Annotated in this window: 20 protein-coding genes and 1 pseudogene; 10 read left to right on the top strand and 11 right to left on the bottom strand. The window is 34.0% G+C overall.

Annotated elements, in window-relative coordinates; genetic code table 11:
- Positions 1-3 precede the first annotated feature (3 nt).
- The 11 genes and pseudogenes from CAI20_RS01815 to mutL all read right to left on the bottom strand — a co-directional run bounded on the left by CAI20_RS01815 (position 4) and on the right by mutL (position 10,047).
- A complete protein-coding gene (locus CAI20_RS01815) occupies positions 4-1,671 on the bottom strand; it encodes a recombinase family protein (protein WP_149168739.1) in 1,668 nt (555 codons plus the stop codon).
- The gene (locus tag CAI20_RS01810; protein WP_017532679.1) at positions 1,580-1,855 is read right to left on the bottom strand and encodes a hypothetical protein; all 276 of its coding nucleotides are present in this window, start codon (positions 1,853-1,855) and stop codon (positions 1,580-1,582) included. Before CAI20_RS01810 ends, CAI20_RS01815 begins: the two co-directional genes overlap by 92 nt.
- 106 nt (positions 1,856-1,961) lie before the next feature.
- On the bottom strand, positions 1,962-2,327 hold the full coding sequence (locus CAI20_RS01805) for an ankyrin repeat domain-containing protein (protein ID WP_246111612.1): 366 nt from the start codon (positions 2,325-2,327) through the stop codon (positions 1,962-1,964).
- A 49-nt stretch (positions 2,328-2,376) separates the two neighbouring features.
- The gene (gene ltrA, locus CAI20_RS01800) at positions 2,377-3,627 is read right to left on the bottom strand and encodes a group II intron reverse transcriptase/maturase (RefSeq protein ID WP_149168738.1); all 1,251 of its coding nucleotides are present in this window, start codon (positions 3,625-3,627) and stop codon (positions 2,377-2,379) included.
- Between the two features lie 541 nt (positions 3,628-4,168).
- A pseudogene (locus tag CAI20_RS01795) lies at positions 4,169-4,318 on the bottom strand (ankyrin repeat domain-containing protein); the annotation flags it as partial.
- Positions 4,319-4,485: 167 nt separating this feature from the next.
- Entirely contained in the window at positions 4,486-5,646 is a 1,161-nt protein-coding gene (locus CAI20_RS01790) for a phage tail protein (RefSeq protein WP_077188546.1), read from the bottom strand.
- The gene (locus CAI20_RS01785) at positions 5,646-6,431 is read right to left on the bottom strand and encodes a baseplate assembly protein (RefSeq protein ID WP_077188545.1); all 786 of its coding nucleotides are present in this window, start codon (positions 6,429-6,431) and stop codon (positions 5,646-5,648) included. Before CAI20_RS01785 ends, CAI20_RS01790 begins: the two co-directional genes overlap by 1 nt.
- Positions 6,432-6,433: 2 nt before the next feature.
- The gene (locus CAI20_RS01780) at positions 6,434-6,769 is read right to left on the bottom strand and encodes a GPW/gp25 family protein (protein WP_010405462.1); all 336 of its coding nucleotides are present in this window, start codon (positions 6,767-6,769) and stop codon (positions 6,434-6,436) included.
- Between the two features lie 4 nt (positions 6,770-6,773).
- Positions 6,774-7,028 carry a PAAR domain-containing protein gene (locus CAI20_RS01775; RefSeq protein ID WP_010405460.1) on the bottom strand — a complete coding sequence of 85 codons (255 nt, stop codon included), beginning with the start codon at positions 7,026-7,028 and terminating at the stop codon, positions 6,774-6,776.
- Positions 7,029-7,033: 5 nt separating this feature from the next.
- On the bottom strand, positions 7,034-8,182 hold the full coding sequence (gene wmk, locus CAI20_RS01770) for a WO male-killing family protein Wmk (RefSeq protein WP_149168737.1): 1,149 nt from the start codon (positions 8,180-8,182) through the stop codon (positions 7,034-7,036).
- A 68-nt stretch (positions 8,183-8,250) separates the two neighbouring features.
- The gene (mutL, locus tag CAI20_RS01765) at positions 8,251-10,047 is read right to left on the bottom strand and encodes a DNA mismatch repair endonuclease MutL (protein WP_149168736.1); all 1,797 of its coding nucleotides are present in this window, start codon (positions 10,045-10,047) and stop codon (positions 8,251-8,253) included.
- Between the two features lie 428 nt (positions 10,048-10,475).
- On the opposite strand from mutL, the gene CAI20_RS06625 reads away from it, so the two are divergent.
- The 10 genes from CAI20_RS06625 (at position 10,476) to CAI20_RS01720 (ending at position 23,797) form a co-directional block, all read left to right on the top strand.
- Complete coding sequence (locus CAI20_RS06625; RefSeq protein ID WP_246111611.1) at positions 10,476-10,796, top strand: ankyrin repeat domain-containing protein; 321 nt, start codon at positions 10,476-10,478, stop codon at positions 10,794-10,796.
- 15 nt (positions 10,797-10,811) lie between these two features.
- Positions 10,812-13,076 carry an ankyrin repeat domain-containing protein gene (locus tag CAI20_RS01760; protein WP_256365556.1) on the top strand — a complete coding sequence of 755 codons (2,265 nt, stop codon included), beginning with the start codon at positions 10,812-10,814 and terminating at the stop codon, positions 13,074-13,076.
- A gap of 120 nt (positions 13,077-13,196) precedes the next feature.
- On the top strand, positions 13,197-13,937 hold the full coding sequence (locus CAI20_RS01755; RefSeq protein ID WP_039950631.1) for an NTP transferase domain-containing protein: 741 nt from the start codon (positions 13,197-13,199) through the stop codon (positions 13,935-13,937).
- 124 nt (positions 13,938-14,061) lie between these two features.
- The gene (locus CAI20_RS01750; RefSeq protein ID WP_149168735.1) at positions 14,062-15,015 is read left to right on the top strand and encodes an NAD-dependent epimerase/dehydratase family protein; all 954 of its coding nucleotides are present in this window, start codon (positions 14,062-14,064) and stop codon (positions 15,013-15,015) included.
- On the top strand, positions 14,972-17,299 hold the full coding sequence (locus tag CAI20_RS01745; RefSeq protein WP_149168734.1) for a glycosyltransferase: 2,328 nt from the start codon (positions 14,972-14,974) through the stop codon (positions 17,297-17,299). Before CAI20_RS01750 ends, CAI20_RS01745 begins: the two co-directional genes overlap by 44 nt.
- The gene (locus CAI20_RS01740) at positions 17,260-18,936 is read left to right on the top strand and encodes a WG repeat-containing protein (protein ID WP_149168733.1); all 1,677 of its coding nucleotides are present in this window, start codon (positions 17,260-17,262) and stop codon (positions 18,934-18,936) included. Before CAI20_RS01745 ends, CAI20_RS01740 begins: the two co-directional genes overlap by 40 nt.
- A gap of 4 nt (positions 18,937-18,940) precedes the next feature.
- Positions 18,941-19,930: a phytanoyl-CoA dioxygenase family protein gene (locus CAI20_RS01735; protein ID WP_149168732.1), complete on the top strand. Its 990-nt coding sequence runs from the start codon at positions 18,941-18,943 to the stop codon at positions 19,928-19,930.
- Positions 19,931-21,706, top strand: coding sequence for an ABC transporter ATP-binding protein (locus tag CAI20_RS01730; protein ID WP_149168731.1), 1,776 nt, complete (start codon positions 19,931-19,933; stop codon positions 21,704-21,706).
- A 1-nt stretch (position 21,707) separates the two neighbouring features.
- Positions 21,708-22,757, top strand: coding sequence for a threonine aldolase family protein (locus CAI20_RS01725; RefSeq protein WP_149168730.1), 1,050 nt, complete (start codon positions 21,708-21,710; stop codon positions 22,755-22,757).
- Positions 22,754-23,797 (top strand): threonine aldolase family protein, encoded by a 1,044-nt coding sequence (locus tag CAI20_RS01720; RefSeq protein ID WP_149168729.1) that lies wholly within the window; start codon positions 22,754-22,756, stop codon positions 23,795-23,797. Before CAI20_RS01725 ends, CAI20_RS01720 begins: the two co-directional genes overlap by 4 nt.
- The last annotated feature ends 117 nt before the right edge of the window (positions 23,798-23,914 follow it).

Here is a 23,914-nt window from a genome sequence, read left to right as displayed (position 1 = left end):
CAGTTATCTCAAGCATAAGGGAATACAAACGAAAAAGATTACTTTACAAATTTCCCCAACTCCCTTATCATGACGTCCAGTACAATGTTGCAAATTAAAAATCTCTCCATCCTGTGCTGGTTCTTCGATTCTAAACGCCACTTCTACCTGATCATAACCAATCTGAATTCGTTCTACTAATGCTTTAATGATGCCACGCTTAGTTTGCCAATCTAGCTGTTCCAAATTAGATTTTACACTGGAATAAAGACTCTTTATACTGTTGATGATAAGGTTCATTCCCTTCTCTATTGCTTTTTGATCAACTACCTTTTTCTTCTCTTCTTCTATCCCTCTTAAGCGTTCCCTCATTCTTTTCATCGTCTGTTTAAATTCTTCCTCACTTATATATCCTTTATCTCCTACATTTTCTTGACTATAATAGTCTTCCATTAACTTTTCGATGCCTTGTTTTATTTGATTTTCCCTTCTTGCAAACTTCTTATCTGATGATTCATCATTTTTATTTTCTGCAATTCTACGGTGATACTCATTTTTTATTATCTCTGGGTTTTTTAGTAAATTTTTCACCTTTTCCCATATAGCTGTTTCTAACATATCTGTACGGACCAATTTATTAGTACACTTCTCCCTACCATCAGTAATACGTATAGTACTACTACAGCGATAATAGCTAAACTTTTTTCCTTCAACTCCACATTGTGCACCACTATACGCATATCCACAGTTTTGACACACAACTAGACCTTGTAATAGATATTTCTTTTTTCCTCCCTCTCTCTGCATCCTTGCTCTTTTTCTATTTTCATCCAGTTGCTTTTGTACTTTATTAAATAACCCTTCATCAACTATTTTTGGTACTGGTATATAAATCCAGCTGTCCTCATCTGTGCGACAGATAGAAACCTTTTGTTTATTTCTTTCTCTTTTTTCAACCCTCTTTAATTTACCAAACGCTGCTTGTCCTTTATATGCTGGATTTCTTAACACCTTCCAAATTATTATTGGACACCACACCTTCTTTCCAGTTCTTGTTCTAATTGACTTATCTCTTAGTCTACGTATCACTTCCCTTATACTTATTCTCTCTTGCCCTACCCACATGAATATCTGCTTTACTATTTTTGCTTCTTCTTCATTTATTTCAAACTTTGTCTTTTCTCTATCTACATGCTTTATACGATTATAACCAAAAGGTGCAATGCCAATTACACTTACACAGCCTTTTTTTGCTCTATGGAGTTTTCCCCTACGACTACGTTCCATAATCTTTGTACACTCATATTCTGCCACTAATCCTTGCATTCCCAATAACAATTTAGACTCTGGATTATTTTCAGTCTTATGATTTAAGAATATTACTTCTACTCCTGCTTTTTCAAATTCATCAAGTAATATCATTTGATGTGCAGATTTTCTTGATAGTCGGTCAGGTGAATGAATATAAATTTTATCAATTTGATCTTCTCCTACTTTATCACGTAATGCATCTAAACCTTCACGTTCTAAACTCCACCCACTAAGCCCATCATCCTTAAATTCATACTCATTCAATAACTCATGCTTATCTGCAGCAATTCTATGCTTGAGCTCGGCAATTTGACTCTCTATTGTATTGTTCTGCGCTTGACTCTTCGATGAAACTCTTGCATATAAGGCCACTGTTATCATTTTTCTTTATCTCCTTTTCATTGTTTCTTTTTACCGCATACCTTAGTAACAGCTCATAGGCGTCTGCTAGATGTTGTTCCGCTAATTCATCTGGCTCGTATCGGCAAGTTAATGTTCTTTTTCTCATAGTTTCTCCTGCAAATGTTTTTGTAGTGCAAGGAGCCTTACCACTCCTTTTTTCCATCAATCCATTTACTCTTATGAAAAAGACCAGCTTTTATCAGCTACAGCCTTCAAATTTGGTCTAGCCCTTCCTTTGCCAACTGCTGTTGCGCTTTCTGATACGACTCTTATTTTTTTAACAAACTTTCCATTTTCTCTGTTTCTTCCTTCAATACTTCAGTTACTTCTTTACTATTTTTCGCATAATCTATTGCTGTCATCCCACATTCATCCTCTTGCTCTATTTCTCCTCCAGCTTTCACTAGCTCCTCGACTATTTCTTTTTCACCTACCATACACGCAAGGTGTAGAGGTATGCATTTATTTCCATATTCCTCAGCATTTACTTCTGCTCCTGATTTTATCAATTCTCTCACGATTTCTAGACGTTTCTCCGTTACCGCTAGGTGCAGTGCTGTATATCCTCCTACATCTGCTGCATTTACATTCACTCCTTTTTCAACTAGGAGAGTAGACCAGTGGAACTTCCCCACCAGTCTCTCGCAAAACTGTACGTAAACCTCTCGATTTATCCAGCTTCCATTATTCAGCCTTTTGGCCTAACCCTAGTGTCCAGTGATAGAAAATATCCGGAGACCTCTTTCTCACCTTTCCTAGAAATTGTCTTGCTAGTCTTCCGTGACTCCTGAGTCTCTTATATTTCCTTTTCACCCACTTTTCTAGATGCCGCTCTATATTCTTTAGAGATTTGTATACTTCAGTTCTGTAAAATTTGCCATAGTACTGATACCAGCCTCTGACTATTGGATTTACTTTTCCTGATATCTCCTCTAATGTTATATGCGTATTTCGTAGCATTTTCCATGACCTTATGGTTGTAGTAATCTTTTTCTTGGCCTTGTTGCTAATTGCTGGGAGAAATGAGACAAAATATTTCCCTATTTTATTTCTTGCTAACCTGGGTCTGAATGTGTAACCCAGAAAATCAAAACTTTGTTTAGGAAATCCACCACTCCTATTGTCATCCTTACAGTACACTATCTGTGTCTTTTCAGGATGTAATTTCAACTTATACTCAGCCAATCTTTCTTCGATCATTACTTTCACAAACTCTGCCTGTTTCTCTGTTCTGCAGTGCACTATCGCATCATCCACATACCTCTCAAATGGTACCGTCGGGTAGTTCTTTTTCATCCATATATCAAACACATGATGCATGAATATATTAGAGATGATTGGGCTAACTGAACCTCCTTGCGGAACTCCTTTATCCCTAACTACCTTACTGCCATCTTCTAGCTGAATAGCGGCTTTCATCCACCTTTCAACATACAGTATGACCCATTTGCAATTTGTATGCTTCTTGATAGCTTGCAATGCCAACTCGTGATCCAAATTGTCGAAAAACCCGGATATATCTAGATCTATCGTCCAATCATACCTCCAGCATCTTTTCCTTGCCGTATCTACCGCATCCAGTGCTGATTTATTCGGTCTATAACCATATGAATCTTCATGGAATTTTGGCTCTACTAGCGGCTCAAGATACATAGACGCAGCCGTTTGCCCTATCCTGTCGAATACTGAAGGAACACCTAAAATTCTTTGTCCCCCTACCGTATCTTTCGGTATTGCTACAGCTTTTACAGGCTCTGGAAAATAACTTCCTGATGACATCCGATTCCATAGTTTGTACAGATTATCCTTCAGGTTCTCTTCAAACTTTGTTATCGATACCTCATCCACACCAGCCGCACCTTTATTTTTCGATACTTGTTTATAAGCCCTCCAAATAAGTTGCTTTGGTATATCAAAAGACTTTGTTTTATTCATTAACTCCTCCCTTTCGGTTGATACATAATTAAAACTGAATAACTCAGCTCCTTCGCTCCATTTCCATTACAGAAACTTCTTTACTACTACAAGCTGATCCGCCCCTGTTCTTCGCATCGGTACTCTCATCCTTGGAGTTTAGCTCCTTGGATTTCTCCCTTATCATCGAAACGACAGGTTCCCGCAGTTCCATACAATAGCCTAAAATAGATTCATGCCACCTTTATGCCGAACGCTACCTACCCAGTAAGCAAGTTTCTGGTAGATTTGTCCCAGGAGAGGCTATTGCCCCTGGTTTTAACGTCATCTATTTACAGTTTTCGACACTTCATCAGTGGTTCACTTTCGTTCATCTCTCTATTTCACACATGCCGTATAATTACGACTTTTCCATAACGCTCACCACCTTAGCTCTTTACCAAAGCAGCTTATGGTAGTTTAAAGCCTGCTCTTACAAACCGGCTTTGAAGGACCTACCTTCATCTATTGCACAGCTTAACACTCGTGTGTTCATCTTTGAACATTCCCTGTGTCACTGCGGCACACATAACCTCACTGTTTTGTAATCGGAGATTTCTACTGCTTGATGTAATATCGTCTCTCCTTCTTCATTTCTTTTATTAATGTTTTTACTTGATACTTCTTTAAAAAACTTACTAAAAGATTCTCTCTTTTCTTTGCTAAACTTCATACTTACCTCACAAAACTAGCTTTTCTAGCGTTAGATAAATTTCTTATATTTACCTGCTGCTATTCAAGTCATGTCTGTTTTAGCATAAAAAAGCAAGTCCTTTTCTTTTTATTTCATATACTTTAACCTTATATTAATATAATATATGAGGATCTAAGTATAAGTACTTAACTTATTACACATATTACTTGACTATTTTTCCAACTTCTGTGCAAATGTCGATGTTCGTGCCATTTCAGTACTCCTGGGTAAAACACTAAAATGTAATTTTCTAATTCGTGTATTGAGTCTTTCTGCTCTGAATCTAAATCGTTCTCATACCTAATATTGTGTTCTGCTATAACGTATCCTACTATTTTTTGGTCAATGAAGTTCTTTGTTTGATAAAAATGAGTAACGCCAAATCTTTCTAAAATTGGTTTGTGTTTTAAATTCCAACGTTGCCCTGAAAGTTTATCGTTTCCCAATACAAATTTATTCCCTCTTTCCTCTACACTACCAACTGGAAAGCACGCATTTATTTCTCCTAATCTCCAACTATCCGATAATACTATCTGTGCTTTTGCAAACTTTATTTCTGGCAATAAGCTCTGTGGTAGTGGATGTAGTGCTTTTGAGTTATACCACTGATGATTTCTTTCATAGATGCCTTTGTAATCCTTCGTGTGAGGCTCTGTTTCCCCAAGTACTGCTACATCTAACCGATATATATCATTACTAAATGCTTGTTCATAATGGTTACGTAGATAACTCTCTATAACCTTAATTGATGTACCACTAAACCTGAAAAAATTTACTCTTCCAAACGATAATACTGGTCCGTCTTTTTCAATTTTTATCCCTGAGTAATCCGATAGCAAACTTCCAAATAAACTTTCATCTAAAATAAATCTGCTAATATTATAGTGATCATTGAAAATCCTCATTAGTCGAGATCTTACGGGCAATGATAGCTTTGCTAGCTCTACTACTGCATCTACAAAAAAGTCATTTGGAACATCCCTTATCCCTATCTGCAATTCAAAAAAGTGCTTACCAGGTGGTTCTTCGATAATTGTAATATCTTCTATATTTGCCCATTTTAGTGCTATTTTTAGTGATGCAGGTGTTCCTCTTAAACGCTGAAATTCTACCCCTTCTTTTATCGCTCTTCTTTTCTCTTTTGCCCAACGCAGTATCTCTTCTAAACCATATTCTTCTATTATCCATGGTAATACTTTTTCCCCTGGACTAAATTTAAACCCTCTGATACAGTTTGGATCAACTTTATAATCAATAGCCTTTACTAATGCTTGCTCTTGCTTTGTTGCGTTTGGGGGTAACAGCATTACTCAATCTTTAAATTTCGCAAATTTGCACACTCGTTACCTAGCACCACAACATCCTCTTTTGGCTCGATTAATTCCACATTTTCTACACCATCTACAAATAGGTTTGCTATTATCCACGATCTTGTCACACTCCACCCTAATCTTTTTGCTAGTTCAAACTTCTTAATAAACTGCTTCTTGATTTCTTCCTCTGATATTACAGGACTTATGCTCATTCTGCTGTGAATATCTATTTCCGTAATATTGCAACCAATTACTGTTACTGTATCGGTTAAAACCCTTATATCATCTCTAGTAACCTGCTTTTTTACAATTTCAAGTAGCTCTTCTGAAGCTATGTCAGTTGTGGATAATTGTGTTGATAAAATCGAGATCTGTACTTTCCCTGGTATAGGTGATTCTACTAATGCATCTTTTACTCTTCTATCTGCCGAAAGTGCATGATAACGATAATACTCTTTGCTTCCTCCCTTGCTTGAGCCTACTATCTTTGCTTTAATTCTTCTTCTAAATCGTTCATCCTCTTCTTCTTTCTGCCTCTCTACTCCATAAAACTCAGCTAAATTATCAAGATCTTCTCCCGTTGCAAATTTTAGTAAATTGCTCTTTACTGATTCATTTATTCTTTGTCTTAGTAACAATTCCCTCCATGCTGCTACTTCTAATACCTTTATCGCTGGGTCACTTTCTACTAATGCTGTAAAACTTTTTACTAACTCTTCCTTCATCCGAGAAAAAATCTCTTCAAAGTTCAGTGGTTCGATAATATTTGGCTGCTGCATTTTTAAACAACTACTCCATTAATATTTATGAACTTGCCTTCTGGAAGATAGACACCTTCTAAATTCAATGTTACTCTCCCTTCTTTTACTCCTTCAACTTTTACTTTTTCTAACTTAAATCTCTTCTCAAATTTCCCCAGTGCTTCTGCTGTTGCTGCATATATCTCAAGTGTTAAATCTCTATTTATTGGCTTATCTACTAATTCAAATAATCTTGAGCCATAATCTCTCCTCATTATTCTACTTTTAATAGGAGTGGTTAATATATCAATTATCGACTGCTTTAAGTGCTCTATTCCTTCTAATGCTTTTCCTGTTTTAGCATTCATTCCCTTCATATCTTTATCCAGAAAAAACGCTGCTACTTCCTCCTATTACCTTAAATCCACAGGAAACTGTATCTCCTACTCGTGCAATACCAATACCATTCACAAATACGCTGTTTGATCCTTGCGTTACTATTTCCCCAATAGTCAAGATGTCACCCTTACGACAAGCAGGTCTACCATTAACAAATACATCTTCACTCCCACTCACACAGACATGAATCGGCATACCTGTACAATGATCTCCTATGCAAACAACTGCTTTACTCATATATATTAATTCAAGTCTATTCTTCTTGCTTTTAATTTAATACTACCTTTTGTCATTTCTATACTCGATTTCCCAGCCTTCAGTGTTATTTTGTCTGCTACTTCAATCTCTAAATGATGCTTACCTTTATCATATGTAAACTTCGTCCCATCTTGAAATTTTATACTATTTATTTCTTTTTTATTCTCTGGTGCAGGGTACTTTTCCTGATATATTCCTGGTAATACTATTCCTAATGATAACTCTCCCAATGGTGACAATACTAATACCTGTTCATCGATATCTGGTGGAGACCAATCTCTATCTTTTCCTGCTTTGCTTGTTGTCCATGGCAGATAATCTGTTACAATATCTTGTATGCTTTCAAACAGAGATTTTATTAGTACATGCCGTAGTTCTTGGCTCTTGATCTTTTTGTATTCTTCTATTAACTTTGATAGCTCTGCTTCACTATTCTCATTTTCTCTTGTTTCTGGAAGCAGATCTGTAATATTAATTAATAGTACCTTTGCTATTTCATCTAACATTTCAAGTGAAACAGCAGCTCGTCCTTGTTCATATTCATATATTCTTTGATTTATTATGCCCACTTTACTTGCTAAATCTTCTTGAGTGTATCCTCTTCTCAACCTCCATTCTTTTATTCTTTGACCTACTTTATACGGAATGGAAATTTTTTTCTCATCATTATCATATTCATCAATAGATAAACTGGTCGTTTGAGAGATAGAAACTCCTTCCTTAACTAAACCCTTTGCCACCTCTATTTTTACTGCCTTTCCACTTTCTTCTTCACTAATACGGATGAATTTAGTTAATAAATAAAACGTTTCACGTAATTCTTGATCCTTAATCTCTTTATGTCTTCTTACTAGATTCAGTACCTCCTCTTCCTCATACCTTCCCTCATTTGATACTTCTTGTCCGCAAGCTAGATCTCTAGCAGTTGTTGATAATGCTTCTGCTAATTCATATAACTTCTTAATTGAAATTCTGCGTGTTCCTTTTTCATATTGCAGTATTACCTGATATGTTGTTCCGATTTTTTTTGCTAAATCTTTTTGAGTATATCCCTTTGCTAATCTACGATTTCTTACTTCCTGTCCTATTACTTTGTAATCTAAAAAATTAGAGCATTTATTCTCTTTTTTCACATTTTATACTCCATAACCAGAAGAGCTATCACGTATACCTAATTGGGAACCTTTTTGACAAACTGAACTCATCTCCTTTCAAACAATTTTTCTATATCACTTAGTTTCATTTCTATATACGTTGGTCTTTCATGACCAGAATATGGAGTTTTCTCAATTTGTCTTAGTATCTCATTCATCTCTTCCAATTTCATTTTTCTTCCTGCTCCATGGCAAGCGATTGTGGCTGATATTTTATTCACCTTATCCTCTATTGACAACGTATCTTCCATTTCCGTTAACTTATCTACTATATCAACTAGCATCTCTTTTATATCTATTGTTCCCAAGATTGCAGGTATTTCTTTTATCGTTACTTTATCTTCTGATTGTATTTCAATATCAAAACCCATTTCAAAAAGCTCATCTTTATAAGTTTTAACCATCCCCATTCCAGCTTGGTTTTTAATTTCAACTGTTTCAGGAAGAAGTTTTTGTCTTTTTATGCTTGATTTTTGTTTTAAGCACTCATAGATCAACCTCTCATGAGCTGCGTGCTGGTCTACTATAATTAATTTGCCTTTAGCCTCAGCAATAATGTAAGTATTGTAGACCTGACAGCGTGCATATCCCAGAGGATAATCCTCTATTAAATCAATTTGCTTCCTTTCTAAAACCATCGTTCCCTTTTGGGGTGGAGATTCTCCATATTTAAACGTTTCTGGTAAGCTTTGCCTTCTTTCATCTGGTGCATTGAATTCTTTCATTAGACGATTTTCTAAAAGACTTGGTCTCTTTTCATAAAACTCTTTTTGATCTTTTTTCTCTTGACTATCAACCTGCTCTTGGCTTTTACTATCATTAAAAATTAGCTCCTCTTCAATACCTTGATCACCCACTGCAAATCTCGTTGATAGTGTTTTTATTATCCCTCTTCTCACTATTTCATATATTAGCCTTTTATTCTGAAATCTTACTTCCGATTTATTTGGATGCACATTTACATCTACTTGGTCATATGGTACTTCTAAATGCAACACTGCAAAAGGATACCTCCCACTTGGAATAAAGTCCTGATACGCATATCGAATTGCACCAATAAGTAGATTGTCTTTTATTGGCCTTCCATTAACAAACGTATAAATCTGAGTTGAGTTGCCACGATTGACATTAGGTTTACAGATGTGTCCCTTAAGTTTGATGCCTTCTTCTTCCTCTTTAACTTCCAGTAAATTGCTTTGAAATTCTTCTTCTATTTCACATAATCTGTTGAACAGCGAAGTTTGCTTAACATATTTTAAGAGCTTTTTATTACCAGAAGTGAGAGTAAACCCAATACTATAATTAATCATCGCTAAGTTATTCACAATATCAACAATACTTTGTGTTTCTGCCCTTTCGGTTTTTAGAAACTTTAGTCTATTTGGTGTAGCAAAAAATAAGTCACGAACTTCAATATATGTACCTTGCAACAAAGAACAAGGGGTAATCTCTCTTATTTTTTCTCCTCCCTCATACCTTATAGACCATGCTTCCTTTGCTCCACTTGCCTTAGACGATAATTTCATTCTGCTTACTGCTGCAATTGAAGGTAAAGCTTCTCCCCTAAACCCAAGGTGCTTGATTTCTATTAACTCACTATCGCTTAATTTTGAAGTGGCATGCCTCATAAATGCTAGTTCTAAGTCGTCCTTTTCTATTCCATTTCCATCATCTGTCACAGTTATAAGGTTACGTCCACCACTTTCTATTTTGATCTCTATCTCTGAACTTCCAGCATCTATTGCATTTTCTACTAATTCCTTTACTACACTTGCTGGCCTCTCTATTACCTCTCCCGCTGCTATACGATTTATTGTTTTTGTATCTAAAAGAATTATTGCCATATTTTCAACTCTCAGTCTGATCAGTTTAATATCAATTAAAATCAGATTGTCTATTAAATTCTATTCTAAGCCCTTTCATGAAGATCATTAGAATTATGTATAATTATTAATGCTTTTTAAGTGGATTTCCTATTGTTCTTTCTAAGTTCCTTGGTGCACGTAACGATTATTCTTTAAAAAGAATATTGGCTACTGAGAAGAATGAAGACATCTTCATCAGAGAAAAAAGGGGCAAAAAACAGAGAAATTTGATGTAGCTACTTAAGGTAGGTGTCTCTATTGCAGCTGAGACAGCTGATCACCCATGATCAAATAAAAAAGTTATAAGTACACAGATTGGATACAGTATCTTTTTTAAGAAGAAGATTTATCTTGCTTAAAAACTTGTAGATACTATATTTTACATAAATTCTTCATGCGAGGCCTTTATGTTTACTAATAGAATATCTAATAATCTGGATCAGCTACAATTTTTTGTAGAGTTTTTAAATGAAAATTATGAAACTCAGAAACATCTTAGTCTTACACCACTACATTTAGCAGCAGGAAATGGTCAATTGGATTTAGTCAACACTTTATTAGAAGAAGGTTTAGATATTAATTCAGAGATTAAGTACGATGGCTTTACGCCACTGTATTTTTCAATTGCAAAAAATCGCTTAGAGATGGTTAATTTTCTTATTGCTCATGGAGCAGATGTAAACCATAAGACCATTCTAGGCTTTACACCTTTAAGTTTTGCATCCTAGCAAGGATATTTAGATATAGTCAACACCTTGATTGCAAATGGAGCAGATCTTAGTACTAAAACAGATAAACTTAATACACCTTTACACCTAGCAGCAGAGAATGGTCATCTAGATACAGTAAATGTTTTTATTGAAAAGGGATTAGATGTTAATGCTGTAAATAATGATCGAGCAAGACCTTTACATTCTGCAGTACAAAATGGTAACCTCGAAGTAGTTAAAGCTCTTATTTCACAAGGGTCTGATATTAACGCTGGATCTTCAGGCATAGGTAATCATAAAGTTGATGCAAACATTACACCCTTACATCTGGGAACACAAACTGGTAGGTTAGATATAGTTAAGGTTCTGCTTGAAGCGGGAGCAAACGTTAATGCAAAAACAGATGATAAGATTACACCTCTACATTTAGCGTCTCAAAATGGCTTTTTAGAGTTAGTAGACATTTTACTAAAAGCAAAATCTAATGTTAATGCTAAGGATTATGAGAATCTTACACCACTACATTTAGCAGCAGAACGTAATCACTTTGGAGTAGTTAAGTCTCTTCTTCTCGTAAAGGGAATTGATGTTAATGCTAAAGGCCACGATAATTCCACAGCTTTACATATAGGATCTCAGAATGGTCACCTAGAAGTAGTGAAGCTACTAATAGAGAAAAAAGCCAATGTTAATGCTAAAAAAAACGAAGGTTTTACACCTTTGCATCTAGCAATTCAGCAAAGTCATTTCGAGGTGAGTGATTTTTTAATTAAAAATGGAGCAAACATTAACACCGTGGATGATCAGAATTGGACTCCTTTACATAATGCAGCATATAATGGTTTTTCTTTAAAAATAGTAGAGAGCTTAATTGCAAAAGGAGCAAATATAAATGCAAAGATGGATGATGGTAGAAGAGCTCTACATTTGGCAGCAGAACATAATCACTTGGAAATAATGAATTTCTTGATTGAAAATGGAGCAGATATTAATGCTCTAGATAACAGAAGTTGGACTCCTCTACATTGTGCAGCATATGATGGTAATTTAGAAGTTGCTAAATCTTTGCTTGATAAAGGAGCAGACATTAATGCTAAAACAGTTAAAAGTACTACACCTCTACACTTTGCAGTAGACCATGATCATTTAGAGGTGGTTGAATTGCTCTTAGAAAAGGAAGCAGATATTAATGCTTTAGATCACACAAATTGGACTCCTTTACATTTTGCAGCAGAAAAAGGTTATGATCAGATAGCAACCGTTCTATTGAAACATGGTGCTGATGTAAATGTAAAAGAAAATCAAAATAAAGGCACAGCCCTACATCTTGCAGCTCAATATGGTCATCCTAAGGTAGTGAAAACTCTTATTATAAATGGAGCGGATGTTAATGCAAAAATGGATAAAAATGCTACGCCTTTACACTTAGGGGCACAAATTGGTAATTTAGATATAGTTAGGTCTCTACTTATGAGCGGAGCATACTTTAATGCTAGAGCTGAAGGAGGTAGATATGTTTTACCATTACACTTTGCGGAAAGAAGAGGAAACCCAGAAGTAATAAAATTACTAAAATTGGTTGAGAAGTTATTTAAGGCTATAGAAGATAATAATTATTTAGGAATTGAGAGTTCCATTAGAGATGGAGCAATCATTGATTCGAAGAACGTGGATGGAAGAACGCCATTACATTATGCTGTTAATAATGGGCACATAAAAGTTGTAAATATCTTGCTAGCAAATGGAGCTGATGCTACTCAAGTTACTAACAAGGGTAATACACCATTACACACTGCTGCTTCCAAAGGTCATAAAGAAATTATTGAAGCTTTGTTACAACGTGTAAGCCACAATAAATTGAGTGATTTTATTAATGCTAAAACAATAGTTAAAGGCACTACATCGTTGCATGTTGCTACTGAAAATAGCTTTTTCGAAGCTGTAAAATCTTTGTTGAAACATGGTGCAATTTATAACATCAAGAATAAAGAAGGTAAAACACCACTTGATCTTTCTCGAGACCAGAATATTACTAACCTATTGAAATTAGTAGAAGAGCTATTTGAAAATGCAAAAAATGGTAATGTTGAAATTATCAGTAAGCTGAGAGCAATAAAACCCGATGAGCGCGTAGCTGTAACAAATGCTCGTGATGATCAAGGCAAGTCATTAGTCCAGGTTGCAGTAATCAATAAACACTCAAACCTTGCAAGTAGATTATTAGAAATATTAAAAAGTCCAGATCAGAGTTTACAAGATGTCAGCGTAGAAAATCGAGTAAAGAGTTTAAAGTTATAGTTCTCTTAAATGAAACTCTAATGAGGGTGCCAAGATCTAGATCATTTAGAAAATTATAGTGGGCTTTACATCTTATTAATTATAAATTAACTTACTATCTAATCAATCCCTAAGTCATGTATGAGTAACATTTTGATAATATTAGCAGCAGGAAAGAGCAGTAGAATGAATTCTGAATATTCAAAAGCGTTGCACCAAGTGGGAAATCTTACTCTTTTAGAACATATAATTTCTAATGCAAAATTGCTGAGTCTAAAAAGCTTATCAATTGTTGTTAACAACTCCCTTCTAAAAGATTTAGAAAACTTTGATACTCTAAAAAGTATAATCGATCAATACAATATAAAACTAATAATTCAAGAAGATATTACAGGTACTGGCACTGCAGTTAAAATTGCTCTAGAAAATCTGGAGGAGTTATCTGATCAAGACATAGTTTTAATACAGTATGGAGACACTCCTTTTATATCTAGTGATACAGTTATGAAAATGACTGATTGTTTAAAGTATAATAATTTAGTTCTTCTTGGATTCAATAGTCAAGATGAACAATATGGAAGATTAGTAATTGATAATTACGGCAATGTTCAAAAAATCCTAAAAAATGGAGATAAAATGCTTCTTGCAAACTCTGGAATAATAGCTTCATATGCTAAAGATCTCTCTACCTTAGTAAAAGAAATAAAATTTAATAATTCGACCAATGAATATTGTCTTAATGATATAGTACCCATTGCAGCAACCAATAACTTGAGTGTAGGTTATGTAGTTACTGATGAAAGAGAAGCAATGGGAGTAAATAATAAAGAGGATTTGGTTAAAGCTGAACACTATTTTCAAGCAACAACTCTTCTTTCATAATCACATTTTTTATTCACTAATTTAAGTTGACATTTATTTTATACTGGTTTTATAATACCTTTTGATTCTTACTTGTAAGATAATTGGTACGACAAATTTTCCTAGTTGTAGTGAGAGGGTATACATGGGGATATTAATAACAGGTGCTGCAGGTTTGATAGGGTCAACCTTGGTGAAAAAGTTAGAAAACCAGGGCCATGAAGTAATAAGCTGTGATATTAGGTTTCACAACAATCCACTCAGTTTTTTTTCAGAAGATATAGTACCACTACTTGCTAAGTGTACAGGAATTATTCATCTGGCTGCAATTTCTCGGGTTATACATGGTGAACTTTATCCTGAACTGTGTAAAAAAATTAATGTTGATGGTACAATGCAGTTTTTAGGGTTATGTAAGTCACTTTCAAATAAACCATGGTTTATATATGCAAGTAGTAGGGAAGTCTATGGAGAGCAGAAGGAACTGCCGGTTACAGAATCTGCTAGTATCAATCCAATAAATAATTATGCCAAAGGTAAAGCATTTATTGAGAAACAAATAACAAGCTTAAAAGATTTTAATGTAGCAATATTACGCTTTTCAAATGTATACGGTGGTTTACTAGATCATAACAGTAGAGTAATTCCTGCACTCTGTATTAATGCATTAAGAGGTGATCCAATTAAAATAGAAGGTAAAGAATGTGTTTTTGATTTTACCTATTTGGATGATGTTATAGAGGGTATATGCTTAACTGTTAAATATTTACAAAGCGAAAAATCTTCTCTTCCTGCTATTCATCTTACTACTAATAGCCCATGTACTTTAGAAAACTTAGCAAAAACAATATTAAAAGTCACGAAAAGTGATTCTAGAATTGATTTTTATCCTCCAAGAAATTTTGATGTAACTAAGTTCCATGGTGATTTTACTAGAGCTAAAGAGCTACTTGGTTGGTCTCCAAAACATTCATTAGAAGTAGGATTAAGTAATTTTATAAAAAGTCTACAAAACAATACACAAGAATATCCTGACAATATAGATATGGTAATATATGAAAATATTAAAAGTTATTCATGGTTACCCTCCTTATTATAGTGCTGGTTCAGAGGTTTATAGCCAAACTCTTGCTCATGAACTAGCAAATAACAATGAGGTACAAGTATTTACTAGGTATGAAAATAGCTTTTTACCTGATTTTTATTATACTACAGTCCTAGATCGTAGTGATTCACGAATCTTACTGCATTTAATTAATATACCCATAACTAAATATCGTTATAAATTTATTAATGAAGAAGTAGATATAAAATTTAAAAGAGTAATAGATAACTTTCAGCCAGATCTTATACATTTTGGTCATCTTAATCATCTATCAATTACTTTACCAGAAATTGCTTTTAAAGAAAATATACCTACAATTTTTACGCTACATGACTTTTGGTTAATGTGTCCAAGAGGAAGGTTTATTCAACGCAATTCTGAAGATTTGTTGCGGCTTTGTGATGGACAAAAGGATCAAAAGTGTGCAACCCAATGTTACAAAGGATATTTTACAGGAGATGAAGAATTCCTGAATTTAGACATAAATTATTGGGAACAATGGGTTGCAACTAGAATGAAGCACACAAGGAAAATAATAGACTATATAGATTACTTTATTTCCCCATCAAAATTCTTGATGGATAAATTTACTCAGGATTTCAATGTTCCGATAAACAAAATTTCTTATCTTGATTATGGTTTTGATCTCAATCGTCTTAAGAATAGAAATAGAGCACAAGAAAAAGAGTTTATTTTCGGTTATATTGGTACTCATACTCCCGAAAAAGGTGTTGACCTATTACTAAAGGCTTTTTCTCACTTATCATCTAAAGCAAAACTTAGAATTTGGGGAGCAGCAAGAGAAGAAACTAAAGCTTTAAAAGCGATTGCCGATCAGTTTTCACCTGTTGTTAAAGAAAGAATAGAGTGGATGGGAAGTTATGATAATAAGAATATAGTTACTGACGTATTTAATAAAGTTGATGCAATAGTCGTTCCTTCAATTTGGGGTGAAAATTCACCATTAGTAATACATGAAGCACAGCAACTTAGAATACCACTTATAACAGCCGATTATGGTGGTATGGCAGAATATGTAAGAGATGGACTATTGTTTAAGCACAGAGATGCAAGTAGTTTATCAGAAAAAATGCAAGTCCTATCTACAAATCAGGAGTTATACAATAAACTTACCCAAAAAGGCTATCCTTATACTGAAAATGGAAATATACCTTCTATAAGTGAGCATACTGAAAAACTTAACAAGATTTACCGTAATGCTATTGAAAAGAAAGGCAAATCAGTAGCTTTGAAACCCGGTCCTTGGAGAATTACTTTTGATACTAATCCAGATTACTGCAATTTTGCTTGTATAATGTGCGAATGTTTTTCACCATACAGCAAAGTTAAAGAAGAAAAGAAAGCTAAAGGAATAAAACCTAAGATACTGTCGATAGAAACTATCAGAAAAGTAATTAAGGAAGCAGCTGGCACACCTTTAAGGGAAATCATTCCTTCTACTATGGGTGAGCCTTTAATGTATAAAAGCTTTGATGAAATAATCAATTTGTGCCATGAGTTCAACCTTAAGCTTAACCTCACAACCAATGGTTCTTTTCCTATTAAAGGAGCTAGAAAATGGGCTGAACTATTGGTACCAATTTTATCTGATGTTAAGATTTCCTGGAATGGGGCAACTAAAGAAACTCATGAAAGAATCATGAAAGGTTCAAAATGGGAAGTAGTGACAGAAAATTTAAAAACTTTCCTTGAAGTTAGAGATAAATACTTTAGCGATACAGGTGAAAGGTGTACCGTTACTTTACAATTAACATTTTTGGAAAGTAATTTACATGAACTCTATGACATAGTTAAGATGGCCATAAAAAACGGCATAGATAGAGTTAAAGGACATCATCTTTGGGCACATTTTGAGGAAATTAAGGATCTATCTATGAGAAGAGATGAGTTAGCAATTAGTAGATGGAACACGGAGGTGAGAAGGTTATACGAACTTAGAGATAATATGCTATTGCTAAATGGTAAAAAGATAAAATTAGAAAATTTCACAATCCTTTCTCAAGAAGGTATTAAGGATTTGGCTCCAGGTGGTCAATGCCCATTTTTAGGTAAAGAAGCATGGATAAACAATGAAGGAAAGTTTAGTCCTTGCTGTGCTCCAGATGAACTCCGTAAGACATTAGGAAATTTTGGTAATGTTAATGAGGTTAAACTCGAGGAAATATGGCAGAGTAGTGAGTACCTAAGCTTACAAAAGAATTATTTAAATTACAAATTATGCAAAACATGCAACATGAGAAAACCTTTGATCAATTAATCAAAGATAATCTTAAATCTATTAAAATTTCACCGTGTGAGAGTTTTCACGAATTACTAGGAAATCCTTTGTATGAAAATAGGTTTATAAAGGTTGGTAAATTTCATGAGCCCGGTCTTGCACCGGTTTATGATCAGACAGGTGCTTATCATATCAATGTGAGAGGAGAAGCAGTTTATCATCATAGATTTCTAAAAACTTTTGGATTCTACTTCAATAGAGCAGCCGTAGAAGATGATACAGGGTGTTACCATATTGATTCATCTGGATGTAGAGTATACAAACAGTCGTATCAATGGATTGGAAATTATCAGGAAGATGCTTGTGTAGTTAGAAGACATGATAAATGTTTTCATATTAATTTAAATGGCAACAGGATTTATCAGGAGGAATATGATTATGTTGGAGATTTTAAGGATGGTATCGCTGTAGTCTATAAGGATGGCAAAGCTACACATATTAATCATCATGGAAAGTTAGTACATAATAAATGGCATAAAAAACTTAATGTTTTTCATAAAGGGTATTCTATTGCAGAAGATCAACATGGTTGGTTTCATATAGATATTAATGGTGATCCTGTTTACCAGCAGAGATTTAAAATGGTAGAAGCATTCTATAATGGCATGGCAAAAGTTGAAACTTTTGAAGGTGTGTTAGGACAAATCGATATTACCGGAAATGTAAAGTTTAGTATTTTTGATTTAGGTAAAGAATCTCAAGTGCATAGGATTTCTGCAGAACTTTCAGCCTTTTGGAAAACTTACCTAACAAGCGTTGCTATTGAACTTGATTTGTTAAATATTTTACCTGCAACTGTGCCGTTTTTATCTAAAAAGTTAAACATTATCGTACCAAATCTAGAAAGGCTGTTAAGGGCGTTGTGGGAAATAGGGTTTATTGATTACGATAAGGACGAGGACTTATGGAAACTATCATCAAAAGGTAAGTGTTTTAAGGAAATACCATTTTTGCCAAAAGCAGCAACAATGTGGGCAAGAGTTGCCGCTGAAAAGAATTGGTTAAAGATTGCCGATATACTAAAACAGAAGTCAATCTCTTCATTTGAATCTTTTAAGGAAAGAGAAGCATCAGAAGATAAGAAAATAGCGTTTTACCAAGCATTGCTAGGATATTCTAGATTTGATACTAAAGAGTTTAATTCTAGGATTAATATAGATGGTGCTAAGAATATATTGCTATTTGGTGTACACTCTTTATTTCTTGCTTATTCTGATATACACAATAAAGGTTCTATAGGCCTATATAACGAACATAAAGTGCCAAGACAGTTAGTAGAAAATTTAAAAGTCAAACTTATAACTCAGGAAAAACTATCAGCTACAAATTATGAATTAGGTGTCTTTTGCCGCTTTCTACAGCATTATGATGATGATAAAGTATTGTCTTATTTAAAATTGGTCAAAGGAATATCTCGTATTTTATTGATAGAAACTATTTTAGATTACCGCTCTCCAGCTGGAGGCTCTGTAGATATTAATGTAATGGTTGAAACAGGAGGTAAACTAAGAACATTAAGCGATTGGGAAAAAATACTCAAACAAGTAAAAGGATTCAAAATTTCTTCTGTTGTACCTTTAACAGATTACTTATCAGTCATTGATGTCAGGTGTTAATCATATGGAAATACTACAAAAAAATGGTTTTTTTATTATCAAAGATCTGGTTCCTTTAAAGCTAATAACTCAGTCTTTAAGTGATATAACAAATAAGATATCAGAGCTATCCCAAGAACTAAGTGTTTCAACTTCTGACTACTTAAACTGTACCGGCAGATGGGGCATGTTATCTCAAGTAACTAGAATTATATCTCAAGCATTAGATAAAATTATTAAAAATTACCTTGAAAAGTCACTTCAGTGTCAGATACTGCAGAAAAAATCAAATGTTATATGTAAAACTGCTGATTTAATAGATGCAGTTCCCTTCCATCAAGACATCTCCTATAGTTTCAATGATCCTTACCACTTTTCCGTTTGGTTAGCTTTGAATAATGTAAGTGAAACTTCAGGTGCACTGCAAATTATAGAAAACAGTCATAAATGGGAAATACAGCCTTTAGTTGATTTTTGGTACCCATATTTTTTTGATCAGTACTCAAATAACCGAGAAAATTATAAAATTAAGTCACTACCTATTTCAGCAGGAGATGCGATAGTTTTTGATTCACGGTTATGGCATGGTAGTGATAAGAATACAGATGCTAAAGATAGATTTGCTTATGTAACAAGGTGGATTGTAAAAGATCAAGACCTTCCCTATGTGCCAAAACCTCAGCCTTCAGTTTTTGGTATACTCAATTGTGGTGAGTTAACAGAATCTATACTGAGAGAATGCTTGTCATTATTTGGCTACCAAGAAAGTATAAAAGCAAAAAACATGAAAGAACTTATTAAGAGCTGGTTAGCCTTTATTACAGACACAACTACAAATATTTCTGAGATCGACACTACTGAGGCTAAGCGAGATTTATATAAGCTACTTATTCTGAATCAAGCATCAGCACTACATGATGCTGGAGACATCTCAGGAAAAATATACAAAAATTTATGGTTTTCACTACTTGTATTTCTCAATAAAAAAGTCAACGTAGTGGAGCTAGCATTGTAAATGAACAGAAGTAGAGTTGATAGCTTCAAATGTGTATTGATGTTCATCTTGAATATAGTATCTAAATTCAAGCTTAATGTGCTTGTAATGTCTTTAGTTGCCCTGGTGGTAGCTGTTGATTTGTCTTTTAGAAAGTATTTAGTAAAAAATATTCTAGATACAGCTGTAAAATATCAGGAAGGTAATGTAATTGAGAATCTTTTATTACCTGTAAGCGCTTATCTTGGTATGGCATTACTTATCACTACTGCTTTTAGATTCTATGGCTATTTTGTTGACATTCGAATGTTTACCTTAATGCGTCAAAAGATAGCTGATATGTCTTTTTGTAGGCTACTCCAGCAAGACCATTCCTATTATCAGAAAAATTTATCTGGAAGCTTAGTACATAAGGTCAGTAACTTAATGGATAGTGTGATAGAGTTAATAAGATTGCTTATAGATTGTTTTTTCGGTTACAGCATAGCATTAGTCTTAGCTATTTATACCTTATCATTAGTAAACATAAAATTTGCAATCGCCACATTCACTTGGGTAAGCATTTTTATTTTAGTATCGATTTTCAGCTTTCGTGTACTTACTGAACTAGCTGATAATTACTCTAAACAAAACTCACAAGTAATAGCTAGTATAGCAGATAGTATTTTAAATGTTATATCAGTAAGGTTATTTTCTCAGCAAGCACATGAGAGACACAAATTTTTTCAAATATGCAAGAAAAGAACTATTGCAGAGAGAAAATTACAATGGGCATACTTTTGTCTTTGGTTTATATATGGATATTCATTCGATATACTTCAAGCAGTAAACTTGTATTTTTTAATTCATGATTATCAATTGAACAAGGTTGCAATAGGAGATATTGCTCTTGTACTTGGAATTAATATATCGATTATAGAGTTTCTTAACCATCTAACTAGGAATCTTACCCAATTTTCTACTCATTTCGGCAAAGTTTCAGATGCATTGCCAATCTTGACTACCGTACCAGAAATTCAAGATAAGGAAAATGCTAAAGAATTAAATTTATTAAGTGGAAGAATAACGTTTAATAATGTTTCTTTTTCTTATGAAGGTCAGGAGCCATTATTTCAAGATTTCTCAGTTACCATTAATCCTTGCGAAAAGGTAGGTCTAGTTGGTTATTCTGGAGGTGGTAAATCTACTTTTATAAACTTAATTCTAAGGCTATTTGATGTTAAAAAAGGTAATATACAGATTGATAATCAAATAGTATCAGAAGTTACACAGAGTTCTTTGAGGCAACAAATATCTGTAATACCTCAAGACCCATTGTTATTTCATGATACTATTTTAGCAAACATCATATATGGTAAACTTCAATCTACTATCGAAGAAATAATGAGAGCTGCAAAGCTGGCTGGTATTCACGATTTCATTATGACTCTACCAGATCAATATGGAACTATAGTTGGAGAAAAAGGTATCAAGCTATCTGGAGGAGAAAGACAAAGAATAATAATAGCAAGGGCATTTTTAAAAAACGCTCCAATATTATTTCTTGATGAACCAACTAGTCAATTAGATTCTATAACAGAAAAAACAATTCAAATGAGTTTATTTAAACTGATGCAAAATAAAACTACGATTACTATAGCACACCGTATTTCTACACTTTTACACATGGACCGAATTCTAGTATTTAACAAAGGAAAAATTGTCCAAGATGGTAAACACGCTGAACTAGTTTCTAAGCACGGTCTTTATAAAGAACTTTGGAATGCTCAAATTGGTTGTTTGAATGGCAAGAAATAAGATGGAAAAAATTATTGATCTGAGAAGTGACACTACAACTCTGCAGAGCTTCAACGTTATACATGCAATAAGTAATGCAACTGTTGGAGATTTTGCTTATGGTGAAGACAAAAGCTGTAATGACTTATCAGAATATTGCAAACAACTATTCAAAGTAGAAGAAGCATTATTTGTAACCAGCGGTATGCTTGCAAATAGATTAGCCATTGCCAGTCAAACAAGTCCTGGTGATGAACTCATAACTCATTATAATTATCACGTTAATTTTTTCGATAGCGCAGGCAATGCAAAAGTAAATAATATCGTATTTAATTGCATTAGAAATAATAGCGGAATCTTAGATGTTGATGAAGTAGAATATGCTATTAATTCTAAGCCGAGGTATAAAATTTTTGCTCAGGTGAGTCTTGTTTCTATAGAAAATAGTATAAATGGGTTTAATGGTAAAATTTATCCTTTTGAAAAACAAGTTGAGTTATATAACTTTTTAAAAGCTCACAATGTAAATCTTCATTTAGACGGTGCAAGAATATTTAATGCTCATATCGAAACGAATATTGCTTTAGCAGATTATGCTAAATACGTGGATACAATGAGCTTTTCTTTTACTAAAGGACTTGGAGCTCCTTTTGGTTCAATGCTTATGGGTAAAAGAGAGATAATTGAAAGGGCTAAAAAGCTACAGGTTTGGCTAGGTAGTGGTTATCATCAGATAGGGTATTGTGCTAATGCAGCAAAATACGTACTACAGAATAATATCTCTAGGCTTAAAGAAGATAATAAGCTCGCTAAATTACTTGCAGATAAGATTAAAGAAATTCCACACATAAAACTGGTACTACCTTATCCGGAAACTAATATAGTAAGCTTTAGTATAAAAGCACTAAATGTAACTAATGAGGTTTTCTTGAGTAAGTGCCAAGCTTATGGTTTATTGCTTTTTCCTTGGCTCGAGTCTCATATAAGAGCAGTTACCCATCTTGGCACAAAGAAAACAGACATCATGAAAGCTGCTGAAATTATAAAGGAGGTTGTGTTAAATTTAATATGAGAATAAAAATAGATTTCTTTAGCGATTCAAACACTGACCCTTCAGCTAAAATGAGGGAAGCGATGGCTAAAGCAAAAGTTGGAAACGAAGCTGCATGTGAAGATCCAACTGTGAACGAATTAGTGGCAACCGCATGTAAAATATTAGGTAAACCTGCAGGAATCTTTTTGATTTCAGGAACGATGTCCAATGTAATTGCTTATAAAGTACACATTCAAAGACCTGGTGATTACTTGCTGCTTGATGAAACTTCACATCCGCTCATAGTACAATCTGGCTTGATTGCGGCCCAGGCACATGCTACTCCTTTGCCCATCAAAGGTACGAGAGGAATATTTACTGGAGAACAAATTGTTGAGTTTATTACTCGTCCTAGTTTAAGAAATATTCCGAGAGTTGGGCTTGTTTCTATCGAACAAACGACAAATTTTGGTGGTGGAGCTGTGTGGCCTTTAGAATATATTCAAGAGATCTCAAGTCTCTGCAAAGAGAATGACGTATTCACTCATTTAGATGGAGCAAGACTGTTCAACGCTTGTGCTCATACTAAAATATCTCCAAAGGAGTATGCAAGTTATTTTGATTCGGTATTCATTGATTTTAGTAAAGGATTAGGTGCTCCAATGGGCGCAATATTGCTTGGAAGTGAAGAGTTTATTGAAAAAGCTTGGTACTATAAGTTTCAAATTGGCGGAGGTATGCACCAAGCTGGCATTATTTCAGCTGCATGTTTATATGCTCTACATAATAATGTAAATTCTTTAGAAGAGGATCATAAAAAAATGCAGCACCTTATAGAAGGCCTAGACTCCATAGATCAAGTTATAATTGATATCGACCTGTATAAAACTAATATAGCGTATTTTTCATTACGTACTAATTGTATATCTACTCAAGAATTAATAAACGTACTAATGACAAATTATGGAATTAGAATGGCTAACATCAAAGGTAAAATCAGAGCTATAACACATAGAGATATAAGCTATGAAGATATTAATACTACTGTATCTGCTATAAGAAAGATACTAAGTAAGTAATTTTTTGCACTAATTGTTTGCAAACTTCTTGTCAAACAATATTATACCAATATAGTATTATGCTAGCATCTGCATAGAGCTATTTGGGAATAGGTGTGAACTTTGTCTTCTTTCAAT

The organism is Wolbachia endosymbiont of Chrysomya megacephala (genome assembly GCF_008245065.1).
Classification (GTDB): domain Bacteria; phylum Pseudomonadota; class Alphaproteobacteria; order Rickettsiales; family Anaplasmataceae; genus Wolbachia.
The sequence above is the reverse complement of the archived record's forward strand: the minus strand, read 5'-3'. Positions and strand labels throughout refer to the sequence as shown.